19 protein-coding genes are annotated in these 23,675 nt (G+C 43.8%); 7 read left to right on the top strand and 12 right to left on the bottom strand.

Annotation, left to right across the window (positions count from 1 at the left end; genetic code table 11):
* Positions 1–6: 6 nt before the first annotated feature.
* Positions 7–711 (bottom strand): NUDIX hydrolase, encoded by a 705-nt coding sequence (locus IDJ75_RS04030; protein ID WP_191174311.1) that lies wholly within the window; start codon positions 709–711, stop codon positions 7–9.
* A gap of 146 nt (positions 712–857) precedes the next feature.
* On the opposite strand from IDJ75_RS04030, the gene IDJ75_RS04025 reads away from it, so the two are divergent.
* From IDJ75_RS04025 to IDJ75_RS04015, 3 genes are read left to right on the top strand one after another with little or no spacing between them, the layout of a single operon-like run.
* Positions 858–1,547 (top strand): ABC transporter ATP-binding protein, encoded by a 690-nt coding sequence (locus tag IDJ75_RS04025; protein WP_191174310.1) that lies wholly within the window; start codon positions 858–860, stop codon positions 1,545–1,547.
* 7 nt (positions 1,548–1,554) lie between these two features.
* Positions 1,555–4,107, top strand: a complete 2,553-nt coding sequence (locus IDJ75_RS04020; protein WP_224746472.1) for an ABC transporter permease — start codon at positions 1,555–1,557, stop codon at positions 4,105–4,107.
* Between the two features lie 3 nt (positions 4,108–4,110).
* Positions 4,111–4,800 (top strand): arylesterase, encoded by a 690-nt coding sequence (locus IDJ75_RS04015; protein WP_191174309.1) that lies wholly within the window; start codon positions 4,111–4,113, stop codon positions 4,798–4,800.
* Between the two features lie 347 nt (positions 4,801–5,147).
* On the opposite strand, the gene IDJ75_RS04010 is transcribed toward IDJ75_RS04015, so the two are convergent.
* The 3 genes from IDJ75_RS04010 to IDJ75_RS04000 form a co-directional block, all read right to left on the bottom strand.
* The gene (locus tag IDJ75_RS04010) at positions 5,148–5,936 is read right to left on the bottom strand and encodes an L-fucose dehydrogenase (RefSeq protein ID WP_191174308.1); all 789 of its coding nucleotides are present in this window, start codon (positions 5,934–5,936) and stop codon (positions 5,148–5,150) included.
* 15 nt (positions 5,937–5,951) lie between these two features.
* Positions 5,952–7,229: an L-fucose:H+ symporter permease gene (fucP, locus tag IDJ75_RS04005; protein WP_191174307.1), complete on the bottom strand. Its 1,278-nt coding sequence runs from the start codon at positions 7,227–7,229 to the stop codon at positions 5,952–5,954.
* A gap of 151 nt (positions 7,230–7,380) precedes the next feature.
* Positions 7,381–8,544 carry a glycoside hydrolase family 172 protein gene (locus IDJ75_RS04000; RefSeq protein WP_191174306.1) on the bottom strand — a complete coding sequence of 388 codons (1,164 nt, stop codon included), beginning with the start codon at positions 8,542–8,544 and terminating at the stop codon, positions 7,381–7,383.
* A gap of 384 nt (positions 8,545–8,928) precedes the next feature.
* Between IDJ75_RS04000 and IDJ75_RS03995 the strand changes: the two genes are divergently transcribed.
* Positions 8,929–10,254: a DEAD/DEAH box helicase gene (locus IDJ75_RS03995; RefSeq protein ID WP_191174305.1), complete on the top strand. Its 1,326-nt coding sequence runs from the start codon at positions 8,929–8,931 to the stop codon at positions 10,252–10,254.
* A gap of 204 nt (positions 10,255–10,458) precedes the next feature.
* On the opposite strand, the gene IDJ75_RS03990 is transcribed toward IDJ75_RS03995, so the two are convergent.
* The 5 genes from IDJ75_RS03990 to IDJ75_RS03970 all read right to left on the bottom strand — a co-directional run bounded on the left by IDJ75_RS03990 (position 10,459) and on the right by IDJ75_RS03970 (position 13,945).
* Positions 10,459–10,692, bottom strand: coding sequence for a VF530 family protein (locus IDJ75_RS03990; RefSeq protein ID WP_191174304.1), 234 nt, complete (start codon positions 10,690–10,692; stop codon positions 10,459–10,461).
* Between the two features lie 153 nt (positions 10,693–10,845).
* Positions 10,846–11,505 (bottom strand): beta/alpha barrel domain-containing protein, encoded by a 660-nt coding sequence (locus IDJ75_RS03985; RefSeq protein WP_191174303.1) that lies wholly within the window; start codon positions 11,503–11,505, stop codon positions 10,846–10,848.
* Positions 11,498–12,541 (bottom strand): sugar kinase, encoded by a 1,044-nt coding sequence (locus tag IDJ75_RS03980; RefSeq protein WP_191174302.1) that lies wholly within the window; start codon positions 12,539–12,541, stop codon positions 11,498–11,500. The genes IDJ75_RS03985 and IDJ75_RS03980 overlap by 8 nt, the downstream gene beginning before the upstream one ends.
* Positions 12,542–12,726: 185 nt before the next feature.
* Positions 12,727–13,200, bottom strand: coding sequence for a DUF4920 domain-containing protein (locus tag IDJ75_RS03975; RefSeq protein WP_191174301.1), 474 nt, complete (start codon positions 13,198–13,200; stop codon positions 12,727–12,729).
* Positions 13,201–13,336: 136 nt separating this feature from the next.
* Positions 13,337–13,945, bottom strand: coding sequence for an alpha-ketoglutarate-dependent dioxygenase AlkB family protein (locus IDJ75_RS03970; protein WP_224746471.1), 609 nt, complete (start codon positions 13,943–13,945; stop codon positions 13,337–13,339).
* A 96-nt stretch (positions 13,946–14,041) separates the two neighbouring features.
* Here IDJ75_RS03970 and IDJ75_RS03965 point away from each other — a divergent pair, with 96 nt between their 5' ends.
* On the top strand, positions 14,042–14,266 hold the full coding sequence (locus tag IDJ75_RS03965; RefSeq protein ID WP_191174300.1) for a hypothetical protein: 225 nt from the start codon (positions 14,042–14,044) through the stop codon (positions 14,264–14,266).
* An 86-nt stretch (positions 14,267–14,352) separates the two neighbouring features.
* Positions 14,353–15,255, top strand: a complete 903-nt coding sequence (locus IDJ75_RS03960; protein WP_191174299.1) for an alpha/beta fold hydrolase — start codon at positions 14,353–14,355, stop codon at positions 15,253–15,255.
* Here the strand turns inward: IDJ75_RS03960 and IDJ75_RS03955 are convergent.
* The 3 genes from IDJ75_RS03955 to IDJ75_RS03945 form a co-directional block, all read right to left on the bottom strand.
* Complete coding sequence (locus IDJ75_RS03955) at positions 15,242–16,483, bottom strand: sensor histidine kinase (protein WP_191174298.1); 1,242 nt, start codon at positions 16,481–16,483, stop codon at positions 15,242–15,244. The genes IDJ75_RS03960 and IDJ75_RS03955 overlap by 14 nt on opposite strands.
* A 222-nt stretch (positions 16,484–16,705) precedes the next feature.
* A complete protein-coding gene (locus IDJ75_RS03950) occupies positions 16,706–18,754 on the bottom strand; it encodes a PAS domain-containing sensor histidine kinase (RefSeq protein WP_191174297.1) in 2,049 nt (682 codons plus the stop codon).
* A gap of 116 nt (positions 18,755–18,870) precedes the next feature.
* Positions 18,871–20,832, bottom strand: a complete 1,962-nt coding sequence (locus IDJ75_RS03945) for a PAS domain-containing sensor histidine kinase (RefSeq protein ID WP_191174296.1) — start codon at positions 20,830–20,832, stop codon at positions 18,871–18,873.
* 363 nt (positions 20,833–21,195) lie between these two features.
* Here IDJ75_RS03945 and IDJ75_RS03940 point away from each other — a divergent pair, with 363 nt between their 5' ends.
* Positions 21,196–23,670 carry a TonB-dependent receptor gene (locus IDJ75_RS03940; RefSeq protein ID WP_191174295.1) on the top strand — a complete coding sequence of 825 codons (2,475 nt, stop codon included), beginning with the start codon at positions 21,196–21,198 and terminating at the stop codon, positions 23,668–23,670.
* Positions 23,671–23,675: the final 5 nt, after the last annotated feature.

Below are 23,675 nucleotides of genomic sequence, written 5' to 3'. Positions count from 1 at the left end.
TAAGGCTTAAAAAAATTTATCGGGGTTGGGTACCAGGTTCAGGAACTTTTCAAATTTTTTCTCGTAGTTAGATTGATCAAGCTGGTAATAGAACGCCCCTTTTTTTGATGATTGCTTATCCTTTTCGGCAAGCTTAACCAATAAGCCTGTAGATAACAGTTTACGGCTAAAATTACGGTCATCAAACTCGGTTTGATATACCCCCTCGTAAAGGGCTTGCAGTTGCGGGATAGTAAAACGCTCGGGCAGTAACTGGAATAATATAGGATGAAGGGCGGCTTTATAGCGCAGTTGCTTTTTGGCAAGCTTCACCATTTCGGCATGGTCAAATACCATTTCGGGCATTTCATCAAGCAAAAACCATTCCGGATGATTTTCGGTACTTATCTGTGTTTCGTACTGTTGAATATCAATCAGTGCAAAATAAGCTACTGATAGGGTACGCTCCACAGGGTCGCGGTCTGGCTTGCCAAACACCCTAAATTGTTCCATGTACACATTTTTAAGGCCCGTACGTTCTTCCAGTACGCGGTTGGCTGCATCTTCAGGGCTTTCCGAAGGATGAATAAATCCGCCCATTAAGCTCCATTTGCCTGCTTCGGGTTGTAAACTTCTTTCTACCAGTAACAATTTGATGTTCCAGCCATCAAATCCAAATATGATACAATCTACAGCAACCAGTATTCGCTGTTGCCCGGGATATTCTTGCATAGAGGGTGTGTTATTTTACAAGTGTAAAAAATAATCGGCATTTTAAAAACACAATAACAATGTAATGCCTTTGTAAGTAAACATATTTTAACCGGCTCGTATCAATAATAATTTGATATTTACCCATTTACAGCAAACATATAAATTTGGAAACCATACTTAACATAGCAAGCCTCGGCAAAACATATAAAAGTGCCGGCCGTGCCTTAACCGTTTTAGATAATATAAATTTCAACATCAACACAGGGTCTACCAATGCTATAGTTGGTCCATCAGGCAGCGGCAAAACCACCTTACTTGGCCTATGCGCAGGCTTAGATAGTGCCAGCACCGGCATTGTAGAACTGAACGGCATTAACCTGGGTAATTTAAGCGAAGACAAACGCGCAGAGGTACGTAATCAATATGTGGGTTTTATTTTTCAGAATTTTCAATTACTACCAACGCTTACCGCACTCGAAAACGTCATGGTGCCACTGGAGCTGCGGGGCGAAAAGAACATTAAAGCCCGTGCGCTTGATTTGCTTGATAAAGTTGGACTTGCCGACCGCGGCCATCATTACCCTGCCCAGCTATCGGGCGGCGAGCAGCAACGGGTATCTCTGGCAAGGGCGTTCTCTAACTCGCCAAAAATATTATTTGCCGATGAACCAACCGGAAACCTGGATGCCGAAACCAGCGAGAAAGTGGTAAAACTCATTTTCGACCTGAACCGCGAAGCCGGTACTACCCTTGTTTTAGTAACGCATGATCTGGAGCTGGCGGCTAAAACCCACCGCATCATCAAAATAAAGGGCGGCAAATTAATTGCCGATGATAAAACAGGTAATGAATAACGCTCCCATGGATACAGTAAATTTTAAAAGGAGGATAAACTTTAGCTGGCTGTTTAAAATGGCCATCCGCGATAGCCGCCGTAACCGGGGCAGGTTGCTGCTGTTTATCTCGTCGATAGTGTTTGGTATTGGGGCATTGGTGGCTATTTATTCGTTCAGGTATAATATTCAGAATGATGTTAACCAGCAAGCTGCAAGCCTGATAGGTGCAGATCTTACCATTAGCGGCAACAAAGAACCTGATGTCAAAATGCAAAAGCTGCTGGATAGCCTTGGCGATGACCGTTCGCAGGAACGTAGTTTCCCATCCATGGTGTATTTTATTAAAAGCCAGTCGACAAGGTTGGTGCAGGTAAAAGCTTTACAGGGCGCCTTCCCCTACTACGGCGAACTGGAAACTACACCTGCTCAGGCCGGCCGTTCATTCAAAACAGGTAAAAATGCGTTGGTTGATAAAACCCTGATGCTGCAATTCAATGCCAGGGTTAACGATTCTATAAAAATTGGCAACGAAACTTTTTTGATAGCAGGTGTTTTAAACAAAGCGCCGGGGCAAACAGGTATAGCATCGGGCATTGCACCGGTGGTTTACATCCCCCTGCAATACCTCGATAAAACCGGGCTCATTACAACCGGCAGTCGCATTAATTATAGTTACTATTATAAGTTTGGCAGCAAAACCGACGTAGAAAAACTGGCCAAAAAGCTGGCCCCACAACTGGACAAAGCTGGCTTTAGCTACAATACCGTTGAAGGCAAGAAAGAAGGCACCAGCCGCTCGTTTGCCGATCTGTCTAAGTTCCTGTCGCTGGTTGGGTTTATCGCTCTACTGCTTGGCTGTGTGGGCGTAGCAAGCGCTATTAATATTTACATCCGCGAGAAGATCCAGTCCATCGCCATTATGCGCTGCATGGGCGTAAAAGCATCCGAAGCATTTTTAATTTACCTGATCCAGATAACCGGCATTGGGCTTATTGGCTCGGTTGCAGGGGCTGTTTTGGGTACCAGCATCCAGCATTTGCTGCCTTACGTTTTAAAAGACTTCCTGCCAATAACCATATCCGTAAGCATCTCCTGGATGGCTATTGGGCAAGGCATCCTACTGGGATTGATCATATCTATACTTTTTGCTTTATTACCGCTTATCTCTATCCGGAATATCTCGCCGTTAAATACGCTAAGGTTATCGTTCGATGATACCAACACTATGCGCGATCCACTCAGATGGATGGTTTATTTGTTGATGCTGCTGTTCATCGCATCCTTCTCGTACCTGCAACTGGATAGCTGGATGTCGGCAGTAGTATTTACAGCAGGTATTATTATCGCTTTTTTGATACTTACGGCTATAGCCTGGCTGTTGATCAGGTTTACAAGGTTACTGGTAATGAGCGGCTGGAGTTACATCTGGCGCCAGGGCTTTGCTAACCTGTACCGGCCCAACAACCAAACCATTATCCTTACAGTATCTATCGGTTTAAGTACAGCATTTATTGCCACATTATTTTTGATACAGCAGTTGCTTATCAGCCAGGTAACGCTATCAACCGGCGATAATCAATCAAATATGATACTGTTTGATATCCAAACCCCACAGAAAAAAGGCGTGGCCGAGCTTACCCGAAAAGAAGGCCTCCCGGTGCTTTCAGAAGTACCCATGGTTACCATGCGACTGGAGAAAGTGAACGGCAAAACCGCTGCCGATGCAAAAAAAGATTCGACACTGAACATATCACAAAACGCTTATAATTATGAATACCGGGTTACCTACCGCGATTCGCTTACACCATCAGAAACTATAACCAGCGGCAACTGGATCGGCAAGGCCGAACCCGGGAAGGACATCCCTGTATCTGCCGAAGAGCGCTTTGCACGCCGCATCAACGCCAAGGTTGGCGATAAACTTGTGTTTAATGTTCAAGGTGTACCAATGAATACTTACATCAGCAGCATCCGAAAGGTAAACTGGAACAAGATCTCGACCAATTTTCAAGTGGTGTTCCCCAACGGATCTTTAGAAGATGCCCCACAGATACATGTATTACTAACACATGTGCCATCAAACGCCGTTTCGGCCAAATACCAGCAGGCTGTGGTAAGGCAATACCCTAATGTTTCCATCATCGACCTGGGGCTGGTACTAAGCGTACTGGATGATCTGCTTGGCAAAATAGGTTATGTAGTCAAATTCATGACTGGGTTTAGCATTATTACCGGCATCATCGTACTGATCTCATCCGTTCGCATCAGTAAATATCAGCGCATCCAGGAGAGTGTATTGCTGCGTACTCTTGGGGGCAGCCGTAAACAGATCTTCGCTATAACGGCTATAGAATATCTTTTCCTTGGAGCTTTATCCGCATTAACCGGGATAGTGATCGCTATTGGCTCCAGTTGGTTATTGGCGCGGTACACTTTTGATATGCCTTACGCCGTTAATTTTTTACCGGTGGTTGCCATCTTTTTTATTATTACTTTGTTAACCGTAATAATAGGCCTGCTTAACAGCAGGGGTATTTTAAACAGATCGCCACTTGAGGTACTGCGGTCTAACGCATAATATATGAGCACATTAAATAGATTAAGAATAGTATTTATACTGGTATTAAACATAACCATTGCCGGTTGCGGCAGCAAATCAAAACCCAACAATGCAGTGGCACAAAGTGATAGCACCAAAACCGCCGCTACAACCTCATCCAACAAAACTATTTTGGTTTTTGGTGATAGCTTAACCGCAGGTTACGGATTAGACGACCAATCAGAATCGTACCCAAGCGTATTGCAAACCAGGATAGATTCGGCCAAACTGCCTTATACCATTGTTAACGGCGGCCTAAGCGGCGAAACATCCGCAGGCGGCAAAAGCCGTATCGACTGGCTATTGAAACAGCACGTAGATGTATTTGTACTTGAACTTGGCGCTAATGATGGCCTGCGCGGCATCCCGGTTGAAGAAACTGAACAGAACCTGCAAACCATTATCGACCATGTAAAAGCAAAATATCCCAAAGCCAAACTGGTGATGCTGGGTATGCAGGTGCCACCAAATATGGGTGCCACCTACTCTACCGATTTTAAAAATCTGTTCCCAAAACTGGCTGCAAAAAACAACATGACACTAGTGCCATTCCTCTTACAGGGGGTTGGCGGTGTACGTGCTTTAAACCAAAAAGACGGTATCCACCCTACAGCGGAGGGTGCAAAAATACTGGCAGCTAATGTTTGGCAGGTGATAAAGGGAATTCTGTAAATTAACGGGCAAACGAAACACAAGTAAAAAACACGACATAAAACACTTTTAATTCGCCTTTAACCGGCCTTGGAACGTCCTTTTCGGGATATTGGGAGGCGGAAATAAACTTTTTAACGTTACAAATCAACCTATTGATTACATAGTATAATTAATTTAATCTTGTTCAGTTTGTTCCGTAAAATGGAACGAAATGACATAAGGTTTTTGGGGTTATTTGGCAAAAGCAAGGAGACGCAAAGTATCACATCTTTGACATCCTACAAGCCGTTATTCCGAAAAGCGGACAACAAAGCAATTGACGTAGGTGGAGAAAGCTACATTACCTTATTGGAGCGTATAACTACCTACCCGTTAGCCAATGCCCTATCTAAATGCACATAGCCGCCATCAACATAAATAATTTGCCCGGTAGTATGGCTTGAACGATCTGACAACAGGAAAACTACCGTGTTGGCAATTTCCTCAGTGGTAGTCATACGCTGGCCGAGTGGTATAGTAGCTTCTATTTCTTTACGTTTTGCAACAGGGTTTGACAACGTGTTTATCCAGTTCTCATAAAGCGGGGTCCAGCATTCAGCTACTACCACGGCATTCACACGGATACCGTACTTCAACAGTTCAACAGCCCATTCGCGCGTAAGTGCGTTACGGGCCCCGTTTGATGCCGCATAGCCTGATGTATTGCCCTGCCCGGTATCGGCGGTTTTTGAGGTGATGTTGAGTATAGCCCCTTTTGATTCTTTTAACAGCGACAAAGCATGGTGTGCTATCAGGTAATAATGCACCATACTTTTATGCAACGACGCCATAAAATCCTCATAATTGCCATCTTCAAGGCTAACACCGTCATTAACGCCGGCGTTGTTCACCAGGCCATCAATGCGGCCGTATTGTTTGGCTACAGCTTTTACGGCCTGCTCACATTCCTCGGGCCGGGTAAGCTCGGCAACAACCTGACCTGCCTGGCCGCCGTTAGCGGTTATATCGGCAACTACCTGTTTATTATCTTCTTCGCTTCGGCCAATAATTACGGGGATGGCACCCTCTGCGGCAAGGGCCTTAACAATGCCCTCACCTATCCCCTTTGCCCCGCCTGTTACTATAATTACTTTATTCTTTAAATTCAGATCCATAAGGTAGTGTGTAAATTAATGCCCCGCCACTATTTCCACATGCTTAACCCTGAGGTTCTTCAGCGCAAACCAAAGTATTGCAACAAAACAAACGCCCGGTACAATATAAGCAACCTGTATGTTTGATGCATCAGAGATACGGCCCATTACCGGCGGCAATATAGCGCCACCTACAATGCCCATAATAACCAGTGATGAACCCAGCTTGGTTTGTGGCCCCAGGCCTTTTATAGTTAACGAAAATATGGTTGGGAACATGATAGACATGAAGAATAATACGGCCATCAATATATAAACAACTACCTCGCCATGTAAGGTTACGGCTGCTGCAATAAGCCCAATGTTGATGATAGCATAGGTAACCAAAAGTTTAACAGGATTGATTATCGTCATTAAAGCTGTGCCCGATAGCCTGCCAAACATAAACAACAACAATGCTATACTTAATAATTTAGCAGCGTGGTGTTCACCAAAACCAGCCACGTGCTCGCTGTAGCGTATAAAAAAGCTGGTTACACATGCCTGCCCGCCTACATAAAAAAATTCGGCCACCACGCCCGACATCAGGTGCTTATTTTTTGTTAATGCTGCAATGCGGCCAAATAATGGCTTATTTTCAATTTCACGCATTTCGGGAGATTCTTCCTTTATAACCGGGAATGCCGTACGCCACACAAATATGGCAACCAATAATACTGCTATGCTTATAATAACAAATGGCAGCTGTACTGATGAGGCTTCATGATTTAAATAAGCATTGAGTTTTTCGGGCGACATGGCCTTTTCCTGGGCATCTGTTAAAACCGTGCCCGATAAAATAAAAGTACCGCCTATATAAGGCGCAAATGCCGCTGCCATACCGTTAAACGATTGCGCGAAATTTATACGCTGGGTAGCGCTCTTTGGGTCGCCAATTAAAGTAATAAGCGGGTTTGCTGCTGTTTCTAAAAATGCCATTCCCGAGAATACCACAAACAGCGCCCCCAAAAAGAAAGCGTAGTTACGTACCGCGGCAGCCGGGTAAAACAGCATAGCCCCTGCCGAAAAAAGCAACAAGCCTAAAATAATACCACCTTTATAGCCATATTTTTTCATGAATTGCGCCGCAGGGATGGGCAGCAAAAAGTAAGCGATGTATGAGGCCGAATCTATCAGTGATGATTGAAAATCTGTTAACTGGCAGGCCTTTTTAAGGTGCGGAATAAGTATCGGGTTAAGGTTGAGTGCAAAGCCCCAGATAAAAAACAGGGAGGTAATAAGCGCTACGGCAGCAAAACTTTTGTCTTTTGACATTTATACAGGTTTAAATTCTCTTAAAAATTGGTCGGCTCAAGATAAATTATTTAAGCGCAGCTTGTATGCCCTTTAGTTAAATTCCCGGTAATTATTGCGATTCGGCGTTCCGGCAACATCTAATTTATCATTTCGCATAATTTCATAAATATCAGTTCACCTCCAGTTCATCTTTTGATGGCAGCTTGGGGAACGGGCCGTGCTGGCCTGTCTGGTACCAAAACACTACCGATGCAATATCATCCTGCAGGGGCATATATCTGCCGCCGCTACGCCAGCCTAAAGCCTGTATAGTTACTTTCAAGTTTTTCTCAAAGCGTATCGGGTCGGTTATATGCCAGCGGTACATGCCAAAGCGCTGGGCAACATTGTATAAGCCATCACCGCGTATTACTTGCGGCAAACCGGTATAGGGGCCGCTAAATTCGGTGTATGCGCGGGTTTCACTGCCGTCGGCATTCTTTTTACGTGTTTCAAAATTGTACGATCCGCAAAAATAATCTTCCGTGCCGGTACCTATAATGGTTGGAAATTTGGTGTCGCCGTCCATAAAAAACTTGATCTCACCTTCGCCCCACCAGCCGTTTTTGTTTGAGCCATAAGCCAGGTAAGTACCCACATACTGGCCCTTACCTTTTATGCTATCCACCAAAACGTAATCCTTTTTATAGGGCAGCGGGTTTATCCTGCGAAACTGCGCGTGGAAATAACCTGCATCTTCAGGTACTTTGGTCAGCGTATAATCAACCTGGTAATACAGCACCATATCTTCATTATCAATATTTTCCATAGTGATGCGGCATTTTTTGCGGAAAGGCATCGGCCAGTAGCAATTAAAAGCACTGCCAGGGTTTACCACCACCGCAAGCGAGGTTACGGGGGCATATTTACCCCAGCCCATGCAAAAGAAATCGCCAACGGGTGCTTCAACAGATGGTGTGGCCTCATCATCCCAGTAAAAACGGATAATGGAATTGCGCCAGTTGCCTGTTGGGGTCATCCAGATGTGTTGTATAGCACCCTCGCCGTCAATTTCGGCCACTGTAAAGGTTGTATGTTTTTTGATGATAACGCTTGGGCTAACCTTCCAGGTTTGGCCCAGATCGCGCGACGCTCCTGCCCCGGTACCCGTTGTGGCCATGCCGCCTTTGCCTTTTTCGCCGGTAAAGTTTTCGGGACTGATAGAGCGGCTCACCGCATCTGATGTACGGTAGATGTTACCCATATTGGCATCCAGTCCATTAAACTTTTGTTGCGCGTACGCGGATGAAGCCAGGATGCCAAGCACCACCGACAGCAGGAAAAACTTTTTCATAATTGTAGGTTTAACAGCTAAAAGTAGTAAATATCTGTTTACAATACCAAGCCACGAACTTCATCATGCGGGTTTTGCGCTAACAATGTTAAAATTAATGATGTAGTTAGGCATCTTGTTTGCCGCTTGCTAAGTTTACTCACCCCGCGACACTTCGTGCGCGACCCTCTATGCTTCGCAAAAAGGGTGAAAAGTTGATTGACCCTCTTTCCGCGCAGCGAAGAGAGGGCGGTCAAGCGAAGCAAAGACCGGGTGAGTCTAATAACCATCATGACGAACATACCACGCAATTAGAAAGATTAGCTGTGCCAGATTGCGGATAATCATCTGATAATCTTAAAAGCGGGATGGTTTTGGTATCTTTGCACTCTTTATATTTTTGAAATGGCGTGGGCAGAGAAATTTAAGCTGAATAAGCAATTAATAAAAGCAGTTACCGAAGCAGGGTTCACCAACCCGAAGGAAATGCAGCTAAAAACACTTAACCGCATTATTGGCGGGCAGGATGTTATTGCCATTGGCCCCGAAGGCTGCGGTAAAACCACAGTATTGGTATTGGCTACCCTTAACCGTTTTAAGCATAGCGCCGATGGTACGCCAAAGGCACTGATATTAGCCCCCGACCAGGAAAAGGTATTTGAGATACTGGCGCAGTTTGACCGCCTTAACCGTAATAAAACCATCCGCATTGTGAGCCTGCATCCCGGGCAAACAACCGAGCAGAATATGGATGACCTTGCCGAAGGATCGGACATTGTGGTAGCTACCCCCGACAGGGCACGCGCTATTTACCTGAAACTTGGGCTTAACCTGAACAAGGTTGATTTTTTTGCTGTGGATGATGCGCAGCTTATTATTAAAAAAGGCCTGCAATTACCTGTGGTTGAGCTGGCTAACAGTATTGGCCGTGCCCAGCATTTAATATTTACCGAGGTAATGCACGAGCGGCTTGATAAGATGATAGCGCCTTTTATGCAGCTACCGGCAACCGTAGAGGTAGAGGAACTGCCTGACGAGCAATTACCCGTTCACCCGCAGATGCTGTACCATGTACCCAACTTTGGCACCAAGCTAAATCTGCTGAATCTTTTCCTGTACGATGAGGAGATGTTCACCAAAACGGTTGTGTTTGCCAACACGCGCCTTACCGCCGAAACCATTTATAAAAACCTGACCAACCGCCTGCGCAAAGCGGTTACCATGATAAACCCGCTATCGTTTGAGTATAACAAGGTTAATAACATCAGCGAGTTTAAGGCCGATAGCAGCCTGCGTGTGCTGATCATTGCCAATGAAGGAACGGAAGAAATGGAGCTTGACCTGACGGACATCCCTTTCATTATCCATCTTGACCTGCCTGCTGAAAAAGAAATATACATAAAACATATTGAAAACCATGCCGTTGATGCGGAGGATGAAACTTTAGCTTTAACCTTTGCTACCGACCTTGAGCTTGACCAGGTGCGCCGTATAGAACAAACTACCGGGCAAAAAATGCAAAAGGCAGAATTGCCTGAGGACCTGGTTTTAGAGAAAGACCGTAAGCAAAAAGAGGCCGAAAAAGAAAAGGCCAGGAAACCCGTTAAGGCCGACCCAAACCAATACGTACCGGGCGAAGCCTTCCACGAAAAGAAACCCGAGAACTCAAAAACGTACAACTACAGCTCGGGTACAAAGGCTAAAATGAATATGAAGAAAAAGCACGGGTAATTAATTCTCGCAATTGCCCGGCTCCTGCCGGGTTACGATTATTATAAGCCCTCCGGTCATCATCAACTGCGGCGAGACGCCGTGTAATAAAGGTCACTCGGCCAGAGCCGAGCGACTACATAAGATCTTTTTTGCTCCAGAGGAGCGTCCTGTTTATAGAGAAGGTCATTAAAAAAATAGCCCCATCGGGGCTTCCTTAATAAACTATTTACTTTCGGGAATTTCCTTATCAAACTCGATATACAGGTCTTCTACCTTTTTGCGCGCCCATGGGGTTTTGCGGAGAAATTTAAGGCTGGAGTTAATGCTGGGGGTATCCAAAAAGCAATTGATACGGATGCGATACCCCATCTCGGCCCAGCCCAGGTGTGCAACTAAAGCATTCAGGATGGCTTCTAATGTTTTACCGTGCAGCGGGTCTTTTGATTTTTGTTCCATGTGGTTGTAAAGGTAATTATTTCATTTTTACCACACAGTGAACACAAAGAGAAAACCACAAAGGGCACTGAGATTTTCGCTGTCTGGATTATTAACCTATAATCCTCTGTTTACACAGGGAGGTCCCTCTGTTAACGCTGTGGTTAACACAAACTATTTACTCAGTTGAACAAGTTCAAGTGCTTTAAGTGTATCATTATATAACTGGTGGTAGAGCTTTTTATCCAGCACATTACGGCTTATTAGTTTACTGCCCATACCTACTGCGCAAACGCCCGACCGGAACCATTCGGCTATATTGGCGGCCTCTACCTCAACACCGCCGGTTGGTATAAATAACTGCCCGGGGAAAAGCTCCCAGATTGATGATATATAGGCCGGGCCAAGAATGTTTGCCGGGAAGATCTTGATCAGTTTAGCGTTATACTGCTGCGCAACATGGATCTCGGTAGGTGTCATACAACCGGGGATCCATAGCATATCATGGTTATTGGTTACCAGGGCTACCTCACTGTCGATAATGGGCGATACAATAAAATCGGCACCGGCATCTACAAAAGCTTCTGCTTCTAAACCGGTTTTTATAGTGCCTATACCTAAGTACAGATCAGGCATATCCTTCTCTGCGGTTCGTTTTATAGTATAGAAATTACTCAGCGCTTCAGGCCCCCTGTTGGTATATTCTACCACCCTAACCCCGGCATTATACATACTACGGATCACCTCAAGGCTTACCTCTGCATCTGCATAAAAAAACAATGGCAGCATCCCCTGCGATAAAATGGCATCAACAATTTTATTTTTCTTATTCATACTTTATTGCTCCAATAATTTCTTCAACGCTATTTGTTGTGGCATCGCTTGCTATAAACAATTTGCTGAACGCAGCCGCTGTTGCAAAATCTAACGTTTGCTGCGCGGGTTGGTTGTTATAAAAGCCGTAAATAAGCCCGGCCATAAAACAATCGCCGGTGCCTACCTTATCTACAATTGTTGTAGTACAATATTCGTGCGAGGTATTAAAAGTTCCGTCAATAAACAATGCAGTGTAGTATTTTATATCATCGGCCTCATCAAACCTAAAGGTATTGGCCACGGCTTTGCATTTAGGGAATTGGCCGATAATGCGTTCTGATGATGATAGCGCCTCTTTCAGGTAAATACTCTTTTGGCCCGACTCATGAATGTTGCCGAACACCTCTATACCCAACATTTTTTCGGCCGCCCAAATGTTGCCCATTATCACATCACAATACCTTACCAATCCGGGCATAATATCCTGTGGCTGTTTGCCATACTGCCACAATTTAGAGCGATAGTTCAAATCTACAGATATGGTGATACCCCTTGCAGATGCCGCCTCAAGTGCTTCTAAACACACATCGGCCACATGCTGGCTAATGGCCGGGCAAATAGCGCTGAAATGGAACCAGCTAACCCCATCAAGCACTTTATCCCACTCTACCATACCAGGCATTAAACCTGCAAAGGCAGATTTAGCACGATCGTATATCAAAGCATCATGTTTCAGATCTTTCCCTTTTGTGAGGAAATAGAGGCCTATCCTATCGCCATGGTAATACACCGAAGATGTATCGATGTTCTTTTTATTGAGGTAGGCTATGATTTGCTCTGATAATCCGTTATTTGGCAACGCGGTAAAATACCGGGATGGCACCCCCCATAACGCAAGAGCGGTTGCCACGTTTAGCTCGGCGCCGCCTACATAGCTTGCGAGCATATTGTTATTTAACCAGTTGCCGCCTGCATCGGGCGCTATCCGTAACAGCAATTCGCCAAAGGATAGTACAGCGCCGCTTTTAAAGTTTTTTAACAATGAATTGCTCATGGATGCTCAGGATGTATATAGGTAGATACTATTTATTGAAATTAGGAATTATAGTTTATAACTTCCAACAAAATAAAAAAGCCTGTAAGGTTACAGGCTTCTGGATATTTTAAACAATGTCATCGAACGATAGAGAGAGAAATCTTTTACACCACGCTCATCGAAATAACAGGGTGAGAATATGTTTATTTCACCACTAAAACACCATCTGCCATAATAGAAATATCTTTCTTAGGCGTGTTTATGGCGGCTATTTCCTCTTTGCTTTTACCGGCATCGGCAGCATAATGTTTCAGGCGTTCAACTGATGTTTCCTTTATTTTGGCTTTACCTTCTACTACTACTGTTTTGCCAACAATATTTTGCGGCATAAAGTAAGCATAATCGGTAAACTGCACCATAATTGGGGCGCCATTGGCCTGCGATATCTTCATGAAACAACCCTTCTTTTTGCAAACTTCAACTACGGTACCGGTAATTTTACCATTGTAAACACTATCGGTACTCAGGGTTTTGTTTAGGGCTTCGGTGTTTAAAGCATTATCGGCAGTAACCTCTTTGCCGTAGGTAACACCTGCATCAGCAGGTTTAATGGTGCTTTGTGCAAAGGTAATGGCACTAAAGCAAAGGCAAATTGCCAGCAGGATTAATTTCTTCATGTCAGGTTTTTAAGATGATGGTATCAACAAAATTAACATTTTATTTTAATTTATACACGTTGCATTTAACTAAACAAAGCATTCATATAAATAACATAATAATTTGATTATTAAATATATTTTCTTTAAAGTTAAGTTAGCTTATCACCCTAAAAGTTAAATTTATCCGTTCGTTTAAGGCTTTGGCCGATTTGGGTACCTGGTGTTCCCAGTGGTGCTGCAGGTCGCCTTTCATGATGAGCAGCGAACCATTCTCCAGCTCAACTGAATACTTCAGTTTATGATCTTTTTTGTGCCTTACATCAAAACGACGGGCCTGCCCAAAGCTTACCGAGGCTATTATGGGGTTTATACCAAGCTCAGGTTCATCATCGGCATGCCAGGCTACCGAATCACTACCATTACGATAATCGTTCAGCAGAACGCTGTTAAATGCCATACCGGCGGCTTGCTCAATGCGCTGTTTAATAAACAGCAGCTCAGGTGTCCATGGATGCGGGTCATACTTTTTGCCGCTAAAGGCGTAGGTTTTGCTGTTTTCGCCGTACCAGGCGGTAAGGCGCGGGGTATTTAGCAGCTTACCATACATCTGGATGGTCTCTTGTTTCCACTGTATGGTTGCTTTTAGCTTTTGCATCAGGTCTGCACTTTCCTGGCGGGTAAAGGTATTGGGCAGGTAATCCATTAGTTCAGTTGGGAGTTTAAGGCCCTGTGCATTATCAAAAAAGCGTAATTGTTCCATCATGTAAATAACAATTAACAAATTTAAATGTGTTAAGCTGTTTACGAAAGCCCGTACTTTCGGCACGGAAAATGTTATAAGTAGCTAAATATTAAAGTTATGAGTTCGGCATTTGTAAAAGAAAGTGAAAACCAATGGCTGCATGAGATAGGCCCGTCAATGAACGCCCTGCTGGTATTTTTGCAGCGCGAAAACGGCGGCATACGTATATACGAACGTAAAAATTACTACAACGACAAAGAAGGCCGCGATGTTCATCAAATGAGTGATGGACTTAGCTACGCCAAAAATGATGAAGGAACCTGGTATATAGTGTGGGATTAACCTGTTAAATTAAGTTAAATCGCCCCTAATGGTTAGCATGTATTGCATAAAGCAGTAATATTGTAAAACTTAGATCACCACATCTCATGAAACTATTTTATTATTCTGCGGCTTTTTGTTTGTGCCTGGCTGTATTTGCGTGTAATAACCCACAGCCCAAAAATACCAACGCCGTAAATGATGATAAGGCCATCACCACAAACCTGGTAAGCAACAACGTACGGATTGACTATACTGATACAGGCAGCGGCGATACCTCCCTCCTATTTGTACATGGCTGGTGCATCAATAAAACCTACTGGGAAAAACAGGTGGCCTACTTCGGTAAAAGATACAGGGTAGTTACTATAGACCTGCCCGGCTTTGGCAAATCGGGTAAGAACCGTAAGGACTGGAGTACTGCGGCGTATGGGCAGGACATTAAAAACGTGATTGCCCAATTGAAGTTAAAGAACGTAATACTGGTAGGCCATTCTATGGCGGGCGATATTATTTTACAGGGCGCCGTTGATGCGCCCCAAAACGTACTGGCACTGGTTGGGGTAGACAACTTTAAATCGGTTGGTATAGCCTCTAAGGATAGCGTTAAGGATAAGAAGGAATACGACGAATCCATAGGCGCCATGAAGAAGAATTTTAAAGCCGTAGCATTTGATTGGTTTAATAAACAATTGTTTTATAAAACCACACCCAAAAGCATCAGGGATAGAATTTTAAACGATGTGGCCCAAGCTGATTCTACCATTGCTATTGCCGCCCTGGCCTGGGATAGTAACTTCAGTGAAAGCAATGAACTGATGAAACTTAAAAAGAAACTTTACCTCATAAATAGTGATTATGTGCCCAATGATACCACCGGGCTGGTAAAAAAGAACATCCCTTATAAATTATTTATAGTGCACGATACGGGCCATTTCCCGATGATAGAAAAGCCCGAAGATTTTAACAGGCAATTGAATAACGTAATTGCTGATATTAAGCGGCAGTAGCACCTTCGGCAGGCAATTGTATGTTCTTTTTTACAGAGAATATAAACACGGTCCCTTCGCCAATATTTGATTCGGCGTGGATAGAACCCTGCAGTTTCTCAACCAGGAGCTTTACGGTATGTAAACCTATCCCGTTACCCTTTTTATTAAAGCGGTCTAACGCGTTTAAAGTAACCGCTTTCTCAAATATCTTATGCAGATCTTTTTCGGCGATACCCATGCCGTTGTCTGATATTTTAAACTTATAGTAGCTGCCTTCTTCCCTGAATTGGATATTAATCACCCCCTCCTGCTTATCGTTATAACGCACTGCGTTGGTAAGCAGGTTCAGAAATATTTGCTCTAACGCTACCGACGAGCAGGTAAGTGTATGCTCAACCTTCGGAAAACTAACTTTAACACTATGCGGCACATCAATCAACTCAACTACACTTTTAAGCAGCTTGTTCAACTGCAGGCACCGCTGATCGGAAAGTAATAAAGCGGGTTCATTAGAGTAATTAAGCATCTCATCAACCAGCGTAAGCAAGCGCTTAGCGGCGCTGATGGTTAAACCCACAAGGCTACGGCTTTTTTGGTCGCCGGTATTGGATAGCCGCATTTGCAGCGCCTGCGACGTAAGCAGTATACTGCTTAGAGGGTTTTTAATATCATGGGCCGCAGTAGTAGCAAATTTCTGTATAAATGTGTTTGTTTCCAGCAGTTTGGTATTGGATGCTTCCAGCTCGGTTACTTTTTTGCGCAACTCTATCTGCGTTAAAACCTGCCGGGCCAATATTTTGAGGGATTTTACCTGCTCAGTAGTTAGTTGTTTGGGTTCTGTATCTAAAACACATAACGACCCCAGCGCATAACCATCCTGGTTAATAAGTGGCACACCCGCATAAAACACAATATTGGGGTTGCCGGTAACCAATGGGTTTGCTGCAAACCTTGCATCTTCACGTGCATCGCTAACAATCACGATATCTTCTGTAGCTGCAATAGTATGCGCGCAAAAAGCATGTTCTTTTGGGGTTTCCTTAACATCGGCGCCTATGATGGCTTTAAACCACTGGCGTTTATCGTCAAGCAAACTAATCAAGGCAACCGGTGTTTGGCAAATTTGCGACGCAAGCAGAGTAAGCTCCTCAAATTCAACTTCGGGCAGTGTATCTATGATATTATATGCTGCAAGTGCTTCTAAACGCTCGCTTTCGTTAGCAGGGATCGGAAAAGGGGTATTCAATAGTTTAAATTAATAAATTAAAGATACAGTTTATTTAATTTAAAAAGCTTTTTAAATTACGGGGTAAAATCAAATTTGGTTTTTACACGATGTTAACATGTATTCAGCCTAAAGTTATTTACTACTGCCAAACGTTAAAAACATTACAATGAGCCGGCCAAAGCATTTGTAAGCTTGCAAATATTTCAATAAGCCCGGGCTAAAAATTCAGCAATATTACAATTACAACGGCAAGGTAAACCAAAAAGTACTGCCTTTTCCTAACTCGCTGTCAACCCCTATCTCGCCTCCGTGTTTGCGTATAATCTCGGCACTTATATATAAACCCAGCCCTAAACCCGAATTTTGATAGCCTGATGCATCTGTACGATAATAACGTTCAAAAAGGTGGACTATTTTATCGGGGGCAATGCCGGGGCCGGTATCCTTTACAGATATCCTTGCCATATTACCTACCTTTTCTACGTTAAAAACTATTTGTTTTGAATTTGGTGCATACTTAACAGCATTGTTTACCATGTTAACTATTACCTGGTCTACACGATGTTCATCAGCCTTTACCTCTAACTTTTCATCGCCTTGCAAAATAAGCTCGTGTTTACCGGCAACCCTTACGTGGTTACAACATTGGTTTAACATGTGCGCAATGGTAAACTTTGTTTTATCCAGTTTCAGCTGCCCTTCGTTCATCCGGCTCAGATTAAGCAGGTCTTCTATCAGGGTGCTTATTTTATCCATGCTACGGTTACTCTGCTCTATCAGTTTTGGCAATACCTGAGGCGATGGGTTAGCCTTCATCCTATCCAATAGCTGTAATGCTGCCTTTAAACTTGTTACGGGCGTTTTTAGCTCATGGCTGGCTATACTTATAAAATCATCCTTTTGCTGGTCATAAGCCTTGCTTTCGGTAATATCTATCATAGTGCCCGATACACTTACCGGCTTATCCTGATCGTCGTAATAGGCTCTGCCCGTAGTCTTTAACCATCGCGGTCTCGAACCATCCAGCGGGTTTATGATATATTCTGTTTCAAAGCTGTTTTTGGTTTTTATGGCCTGTTCAATGGCATTGCTCACTTTCTGTGTGTGCTCTGGCGCTACTAAATTTAACGCCGCTGTAAATGTCATCTCTGCACCTTGTGTAACACCGTGTATTTTCTCGGCCTGTTCAGAAATGGTTAGCTTATCGGTTGCAAGGTCCACCATCCAGGTGCCCATATTTGCCGAATCTATAGCCTGGCGCAGCATTTCTTCTGCCGCTTCTATTTGCCGGCGGGCCTCAACCTGTTCGGTAACATCTACAGCTACAATCATAATAGCTTTTACGCTGTTATCCTCAAACCTTACTGGCTCGTAAACAAAGTTTACAAAAGCAGATTGTGTTAAGCCATTACGCACCAATTGAAGTTCATGCTCTATTGCAGAAAATGCTACCCCCGTGCTAATCACTTTATTCATTATTGGTGCGTATACTGCGGCAGCTTCGGGTACAGCCTGCCAAATGGTACGGTTCTGCATACTGGCGCGCTCCCGGCCAACAACTTTAAGGTATGCATCGTTCACATCCTGTATCATCAGGTCATGCGCGCTGATGATACAAACACCTACCGGGGCCTGTGTTACCACGGCCCTGAAACGCGCTTCACTTTCAGCAAGGCTATAGTTTAATTTTTTCAGTATCTCCTGCGATTCGGCCAGTTCCTCGTTGGTTACGGTTAACTGTTCCAGGGTAGATGCCAGTTCCTCGTTTGACGAGCTCATCTCTTCGTTTGCTGCTGCCAGTTCTTCATTTGCGGCAGCCAGTTCCTCGTTGGTTGCCGCAAGCTCTTGGTTAGCGGCCTGCAATTCAGATTCCAGCTCCATTTCGCGCCGGCGGCTTAAATATCGCGCGGTAACATCGGTAGCAGTATGCAATATACATATTACTTCGCCTTCATCATTTTTTATGGCGCGGTATTCAAAATCAAAGTAAAAAGGCTTAAGCTCCCCATCAACCACCAGGTCGGCCCGGGTATCACTGCCGGCAATGGTTTGGCCGGTGTGCAGCACGCTTTGCAGCAAGCCTAAAAATGGCTGGCCCTTCAATTCGGGCAGGGCTTCTTCTATGGGTTTGCCTATTACGCTTTTATCTTTTCCCCACACAGCAATCATAGCGTCATTAGCTGTTTCAATGATCATCTCATCAGTACTATGAATAGCGGTAGCGGTTGTTGCCTGTGATAATATCGTTAGTAACAACTCGCTGCTAAAGTGGCTTGGGTAATTGCTCATTAATTTGATTAATGGTTGGTTTTAATTAAAACTATTAATACCCTTATAACAGGATAATGTTTTAATAATGGGGCTAAAAATATAAGTTTAAACAATTATTTCAAATCTGTATGTTATTATAAAGGCAGGGTAAACCAAAAAGTACTGCCTTTACCTAATTCACTTACAGCGCCTATTTTGCCGCCATGCTTACGTACAATTTCTGAACTTATGTATAGCCCCAGGCCCAGGCCGGAGTACTGGATGCCCGAATAGTCTGCCCGGTAGTAACGCGTAAATAAATGCGGTAGCTTATCTGGTGTTATGCCGGGCCCATTATCTTTTACAGATATTTTGGCCATGTTGCCTTCTTTCTCAACAATAAGGTAGATCTCGTGCGAGTTTGGTGCGTACTTTACCGCGTTGTTCACCAGGTTTATCACTACCTGGTCTATCCTATGTTCATCTGCAAAAACCTGCAATCCTGTGTCTCCCTCAAAAATAAGATCGTGCTTGCCGGCAACCCTAACGTGGTTGCAGCATTGGTTAAGCATATCTGCAATGGTAAATTTTGATTTACTGAGATGCAGCTGCCCCTCGTTCATGCGGCTTACGTTAAGCAGGTCTTCTACCAGGGTACTGATCTTCTCCATACTGCGGTTGGCCTGCTCTATTAGCTTTGGCAGCATTTTGGGCGATGGGTCATCTTTCATGCGGTTAAGCAGTTGCAGCGATGATTTGAGCGTAGTAATTGGTGTTTTAAGCTCATGGCTGGCAATGGTTATAAAATCGTCCTTACGGCGCTCGTTTGTTTTGCTTTCGGTAATATCATAGGTAACACCTACCATTTTGGTGGCCCTGCCATTTTTGTTGTAGCGTGGCTTTGCGGCAGCGCTGATCCAGCGTTCTGTACCATCGGGTAGTACTATCTCATATTCGGCATTATAAACCATATTATGGTCTATCGCATTTTTCCATTGTTTATCAACATACTTACGGTATTCGGGTTTAATAATCTCTGTTACATCGGCAAGGCTTAGGGGCTTATTTAAAGGCCAGCCCAAATTAAGCTTATACTGATCGGTAGTCACCATCTTGCCGGTCTCCAGGTCAAGCTCGTATGAGCCAAGGTTACCTGCATCCAGCGCTATCTCTAAACGCTGGTTCATTTCTGTAAGCGCTTCGCTGGCGCGGCGCTCTTCGGTAATATCCTGCAAAGTGCCGCTAAAGCGGATCACCTGGTTATCTATATTAAAAAGCGCCTTGCCTTTTGCTTTTACAATACGCGGCACAGGGTTTTCGGGGTTAACGATAGTATATTCAATATCATATCCACCTCCGGATGAATAGGACATGGCCTGCTGTATGGCGGCAATTACCCTCAGGCGGTCGGTTTCCAATATTATATCCGTAGCTTTTTCAAGCGGAATTTCCTGTTCGGGCCTTAACCCGAACCATGATTTTAGCCTGTCGTTTCCCGAAAATTTGTTGGTTTTAGGGTCAAGGTCCCAGGTACCCAGGCTGGCGGCATCAATAGCAAACTGCAATTGTGTTTCGCTTTCTGTAAGGTTATTGTTCAGTTGTATCAGCGTTTCTTCCGATTCGGCCAGGTCATGATTAGATATTGTTAACTGCCGGTTAGCATCTGATAATTCTTTATTGATGGTTGCAACCTGCTCGTTCATCTCGGCAATACGTTTCTGGCTTAAAAACCTGTCGGTAACATCAGTAGCGGTATGCAAAATACAACGGGTGGTACCATCGGGGTTTAAGATGGCCCGGTACAAAAAATCGAAATAAGAGGTTCTCAACTCGCCATCTATCTCTAACTCTGCAGGTGCGTCAATACCTTCTACCGTATTACCGGTGCGCCATACATTTTGCAACATTGCTATAAATGGCTGGCCCTTTAACACGGGCACAGCGTCTTCAAACGGCATGCCGATGATGCTTTTATTCTTGCCCCAAAACTGAAGCATAGCTTCGTTTGCGTTTTCAATGATCACATCTTCGCCGGTATATATAGCCGTGGCGTTTTCTGACAGGGACAAAATATCCAGTAAATCATTGTTACTTAAACGGGTAGAAGTGTGATTCATTTAAAATTCCTTATTACGGCTAAACTAGGTAAACTTAATAAGTTTAAACATTGTTTTTAGCCCAGCAAACTAAAGTTTAAGCTTTACCCGGGTATTAGGCAAAGCTATTTGTAAAAACTCCGGATGCGCCGACAAGAATAACCGGCACCAAATAACGGTATAGATAAACAGGGTATTTTTTTACTGTAAGTCTCATTTAATACCATTCACAGCAGGATTCAAAATTTTAAGACTGCCGTGTCACCTCAAAATAATGACCAATAATTAGCCGACACTAAGCTTATTTAAACTTATTCTAAATAAAGTTTGGAATTATAAATAGCTTACATATTTTTGCGCTTAATTGGAATTAATCTAAATAAAATGTCGAAACATATCCTTAACCTTACCAAACTGTTTTTTTCGCTATTGCTTACCCTTTTTCTAACAACTATTGTAAAAGCCAATTCTGATGATGATGATATTAAAAATGGTAAAATTACCGGGCATGTAAAAACAAGCGATGGTAAACCCGCAGCATTTGTAAACATTGGGATAGTAGGTACAAGCAAAGGAACAATAACTAACGATAACGGGGCTTTTACCATCAACAGCGTAAAGCCCGGCACTTACACTATAAAAGCATCGTACACAGGCACAAAAAGTGAAGAAAAAACGGCAACCGTTTCCGAAGGCCAAACTGTTAACATTGAATTTGTACTTTCAGAAACCTCAACAGCCTTAAATGAGGTTGTAATATCATCTACCAAAACTATCAACCGCAAAAACCTGAGCATTGGCAAAATGAGCGTTGCCCCTATTGATCTGCCGCAAAGCGTGTCGGTTATTGGCCGCGATGTGCTTGATCAGCAGCAATCCCTGCGCCTTAGTGATGTTATTAAAAATGTAAATGGCGTTTACCTGTACAGCGCCCGCGGCAACACGCAGGAAACCTTTGCTGCACGTGGCTATAACTTTTCAAGTACCAATATGTTCAAGAACGGCTTTAGGGTTAATTCGGGCGTAATGCCAGAGATAAGTTCATTAGAACGTGTTGAAATTTTAAAAGGAAGCGCAGCCATGCTTTACGGTAACGTTGCACCGGGTGGTATATTAAACCTGGTTACTAAAAAACCTCAGTTTGAGCAGGGAGGCCGGGTATCTATGACTTATGGCAGCTATGACCTGTATAAACCTGCGTTTGATGTTTACGGCCCTATATCATCCAAATTAGCTTACCGCTTAAATGGCACCTATGAAAAAGCAAACAGCTACCGCGACAACGTAAAATCTGAAAGGTTTTATATTAACCCATCGTTACTTTATAAAATAAGCGATAAAACAAACATTATTGTTGAAGGCGATTATCTGAATTATGACTTTACGCCCGATTTTGGTACCGGGCAGGTTAATAACATCATAGCCAATGTTCCGCGCAACAGGTACTTAGGTGCTTTATGGTCAACCGGTAATACAAAGCAAACCACTGCTACAGCTACCATTAACCACCAGATAAATAACCTGTGGAAACTGAGCGGAGGTTTATCATACCAGCATTTTGACCGCCAGTACCAAACTACAGAGCGCATACAGCCCGATAACGTTGGCGACTGGAAACGTAACCTTAACCGCACTAAAACACTTGAGGATTATTTCACAGGCCAGTTTAACGTTAACGGAGAGTTTAACACCGGCGCTGTTAAACATAATATTTTAGCAGGCGTTGATGCCGACTGGTACCGCAATACCAACTATACTTACGTGGCTACCGTAGGCGGTGCATCAAGTTACCTTGATCAAAACGGCGCATTGCAATCGGGTATTTATGATACCATCAACATATTTGACCTGGACAAATACACGCAACGTACAGATAAGCCTAACATGAACCCTTTTTACAATGTGCTTACCCCAACCAACCGTTTTGGCGCGTACTTTAATGACCTGATCAGCTTATCAGAGAAAGTGAAGGTGTTAGCGGGCATACGCTGGTCATACCAATACATATCGCCTACTACCGTTACCAATTATTACAGCACGGCCTTAACTGCGCAGGCAAAAGGTAAGGAAGATAAGGCATTCTCGCCACGGGTAGGTATCGTTTACAAACCGCTTGCCAACACCGCTTTATTTGCCAGCTATTCAAACTCGTTTGTTGTTAATACCGGTACCGATGTTAACAACAACCCGCTCGATCCTTCATTGATAGATCAGTTTGAGGCGGGTGTTAAAAACGATTTCCTGAATGGTAATTTATCTGTAAACGTTACTGCATACCGCATCATTAATAATAACCTTGCGCAAAAGGCACCTTTTGGCCCCGATGGTGTAACGCCTAATACCAATAGCAATATTAAAACGCTGGCGGGCAAAACTAAAAGCGATGGTATAGAGCTTGATATTGCGGGCCACCCCGTTAAGGGCCTTGACCTGTTGGCGGGTTACAGCTATACCAACGCACGTTATGTAAACCCTGCCATACCCGGCAGGAACATAGCCGGCGAGCCGTTGCTTAACGTGCCAAAGCACACAGCCAATGCAAGCGCCTTCTATAATTTTTATGATGGCAGCCTTAAGGGCTTTAAAGTTGGCGCATCGGTTTATTACCTGGGTAACCGCATTGCCGGTTTCAACAACGTATACCCTGCTACAGGGCAGCCGCTGCCGGCGTCGAGGTTAGTATCTGTACCAAAATTCACCACGGTTGATGCATCTGTAGGTTATACCTATAAAAAGCTATCTATCATTGGTAAAGTATCAAACATAGGCAACGTACTTAACTGGAACGTGCACGAAAACTATAGTGTGAACCCTATACCGCCAAGGCAGTTTTTAACCACCTTAAGCTACAAACTTTAATAGCT

The sequence above is a fragment of the Mucilaginibacter rigui genome, assembly GCF_014773275.1.
GTDB lineage: Bacteria > Bacteroidota > Bacteroidia > Sphingobacteriales > Sphingobacteriaceae > Mucilaginibacter > Mucilaginibacter rigui_A.
Note: the sequence above shows the minus strand (reverse complement) of the source record. Positions and strands in the feature narration are given on the sequence as shown.

What these genes read in the sequence shown, in the direction of transcription:
- IDJ75_RS03990 (WP_191174304.1), bottom strand. Translation starts at nt 10,692, where the DNA reads ATGGAACAAAAATCAAAAGACCCGCTGCACGGTAAAACATTAGAAGCC.
- fucP (WP_191174307.1), bottom strand. Translation starts at nt 7,229, where the DNA reads ATGTCAAAAGACAAAAGTTTTGCTGCCGTAGCGCTTATTACCTCCCTG.
- IDJ75_RS03945 (WP_191174296.1), bottom strand. Translation starts at nt 20,832, where the DNA reads ATGAATCACACTTCTACCCGTTTAAGTAACAATGATTTACTGGATATT.
- IDJ75_RS04010 (WP_191174308.1), bottom strand. Translation starts at nt 5,936, where the DNA reads ATGGATCTGAATTTAAAGAATAAAGTAATTATAGTAACAGGCGGGGCA.
- IDJ75_RS03965 (WP_191174300.1), top strand. Translation starts at nt 14,042, where the DNA reads ATGAGTTCGGCATTTGTAAAAGAAAGTGAAAACCAATGGCTGCATGAG.
- IDJ75_RS03960 (WP_191174299.1), top strand. Translation starts at nt 14,353, where the DNA reads ATGAAACTATTTTATTATTCTGCGGCTTTTTGTTTGTGCCTGGCTGTA.
- IDJ75_RS04015 (WP_191174309.1), top strand. Translation starts at nt 4,111, where the DNA reads ATGAGCACATTAAATAGATTAAGAATAGTATTTATACTGGTATTAAAC.
- IDJ75_RS04000 (WP_191174306.1), bottom strand. Translation starts at nt 8,544, where the DNA reads ATGAAAAAGTTTTTCCTGCTGTCGGTGGTGCTTGGCATCCTGGCTTCA.
- IDJ75_RS03940 (WP_191174295.1), top strand. Translation starts at nt 21,196, where the DNA reads ATGTCGAAACATATCCTTAACCTTACCAAACTGTTTTTTTCGCTATTG.
- IDJ75_RS03980 (WP_191174302.1), bottom strand. Translation starts at nt 12,541, where the DNA reads ATGAGCAATTCATTGTTAAAAAACTTTAAAAGCGGCGCTGTACTATCC.
- IDJ75_RS03995 (WP_191174305.1), top strand. Translation starts at nt 8,929, where the DNA reads ATGGCGTGGGCAGAGAAATTTAAGCTGAATAAGCAATTAATAAAAGCA.
- IDJ75_RS03970 (WP_224746471.1), bottom strand. Translation starts at nt 13,945, where the DNA reads ATGATGGAACAATTACGCTTTTTTGATAATGCACAGGGCCTTAAACTC.
- IDJ75_RS04020 (WP_224746472.1), top strand. Translation starts at nt 1,555, where the DNA reads ATGGATACAGTAAATTTTAAAAGGAGGATAAACTTTAGCTGGCTGTTT.
- IDJ75_RS04030 (WP_191174311.1), bottom strand. Translation starts at nt 711, where the DNA reads ATGCAAGAATATCCCGGGCAACAGCGAATACTGGTTGCTGTAGATTGT.
- IDJ75_RS03985 (WP_191174303.1), bottom strand. Translation starts at nt 11,505, where the DNA reads ATGAATAAGAAAAATAAAATTGTTGATGCCATTTTATCGCAGGGGATG.
- IDJ75_RS03975 (WP_191174301.1), bottom strand. Translation starts at nt 13,200, where the DNA reads ATGAAGAAATTAATCCTGCTGGCAATTTGCCTTTGCTTTAGTGCCATT.
- IDJ75_RS03950 (WP_191174297.1), bottom strand. Translation starts at nt 18,754, where the DNA reads ATGAGCAATTACCCAAGCCACTTTAGCAGCGAGTTGTTACTAACGATA.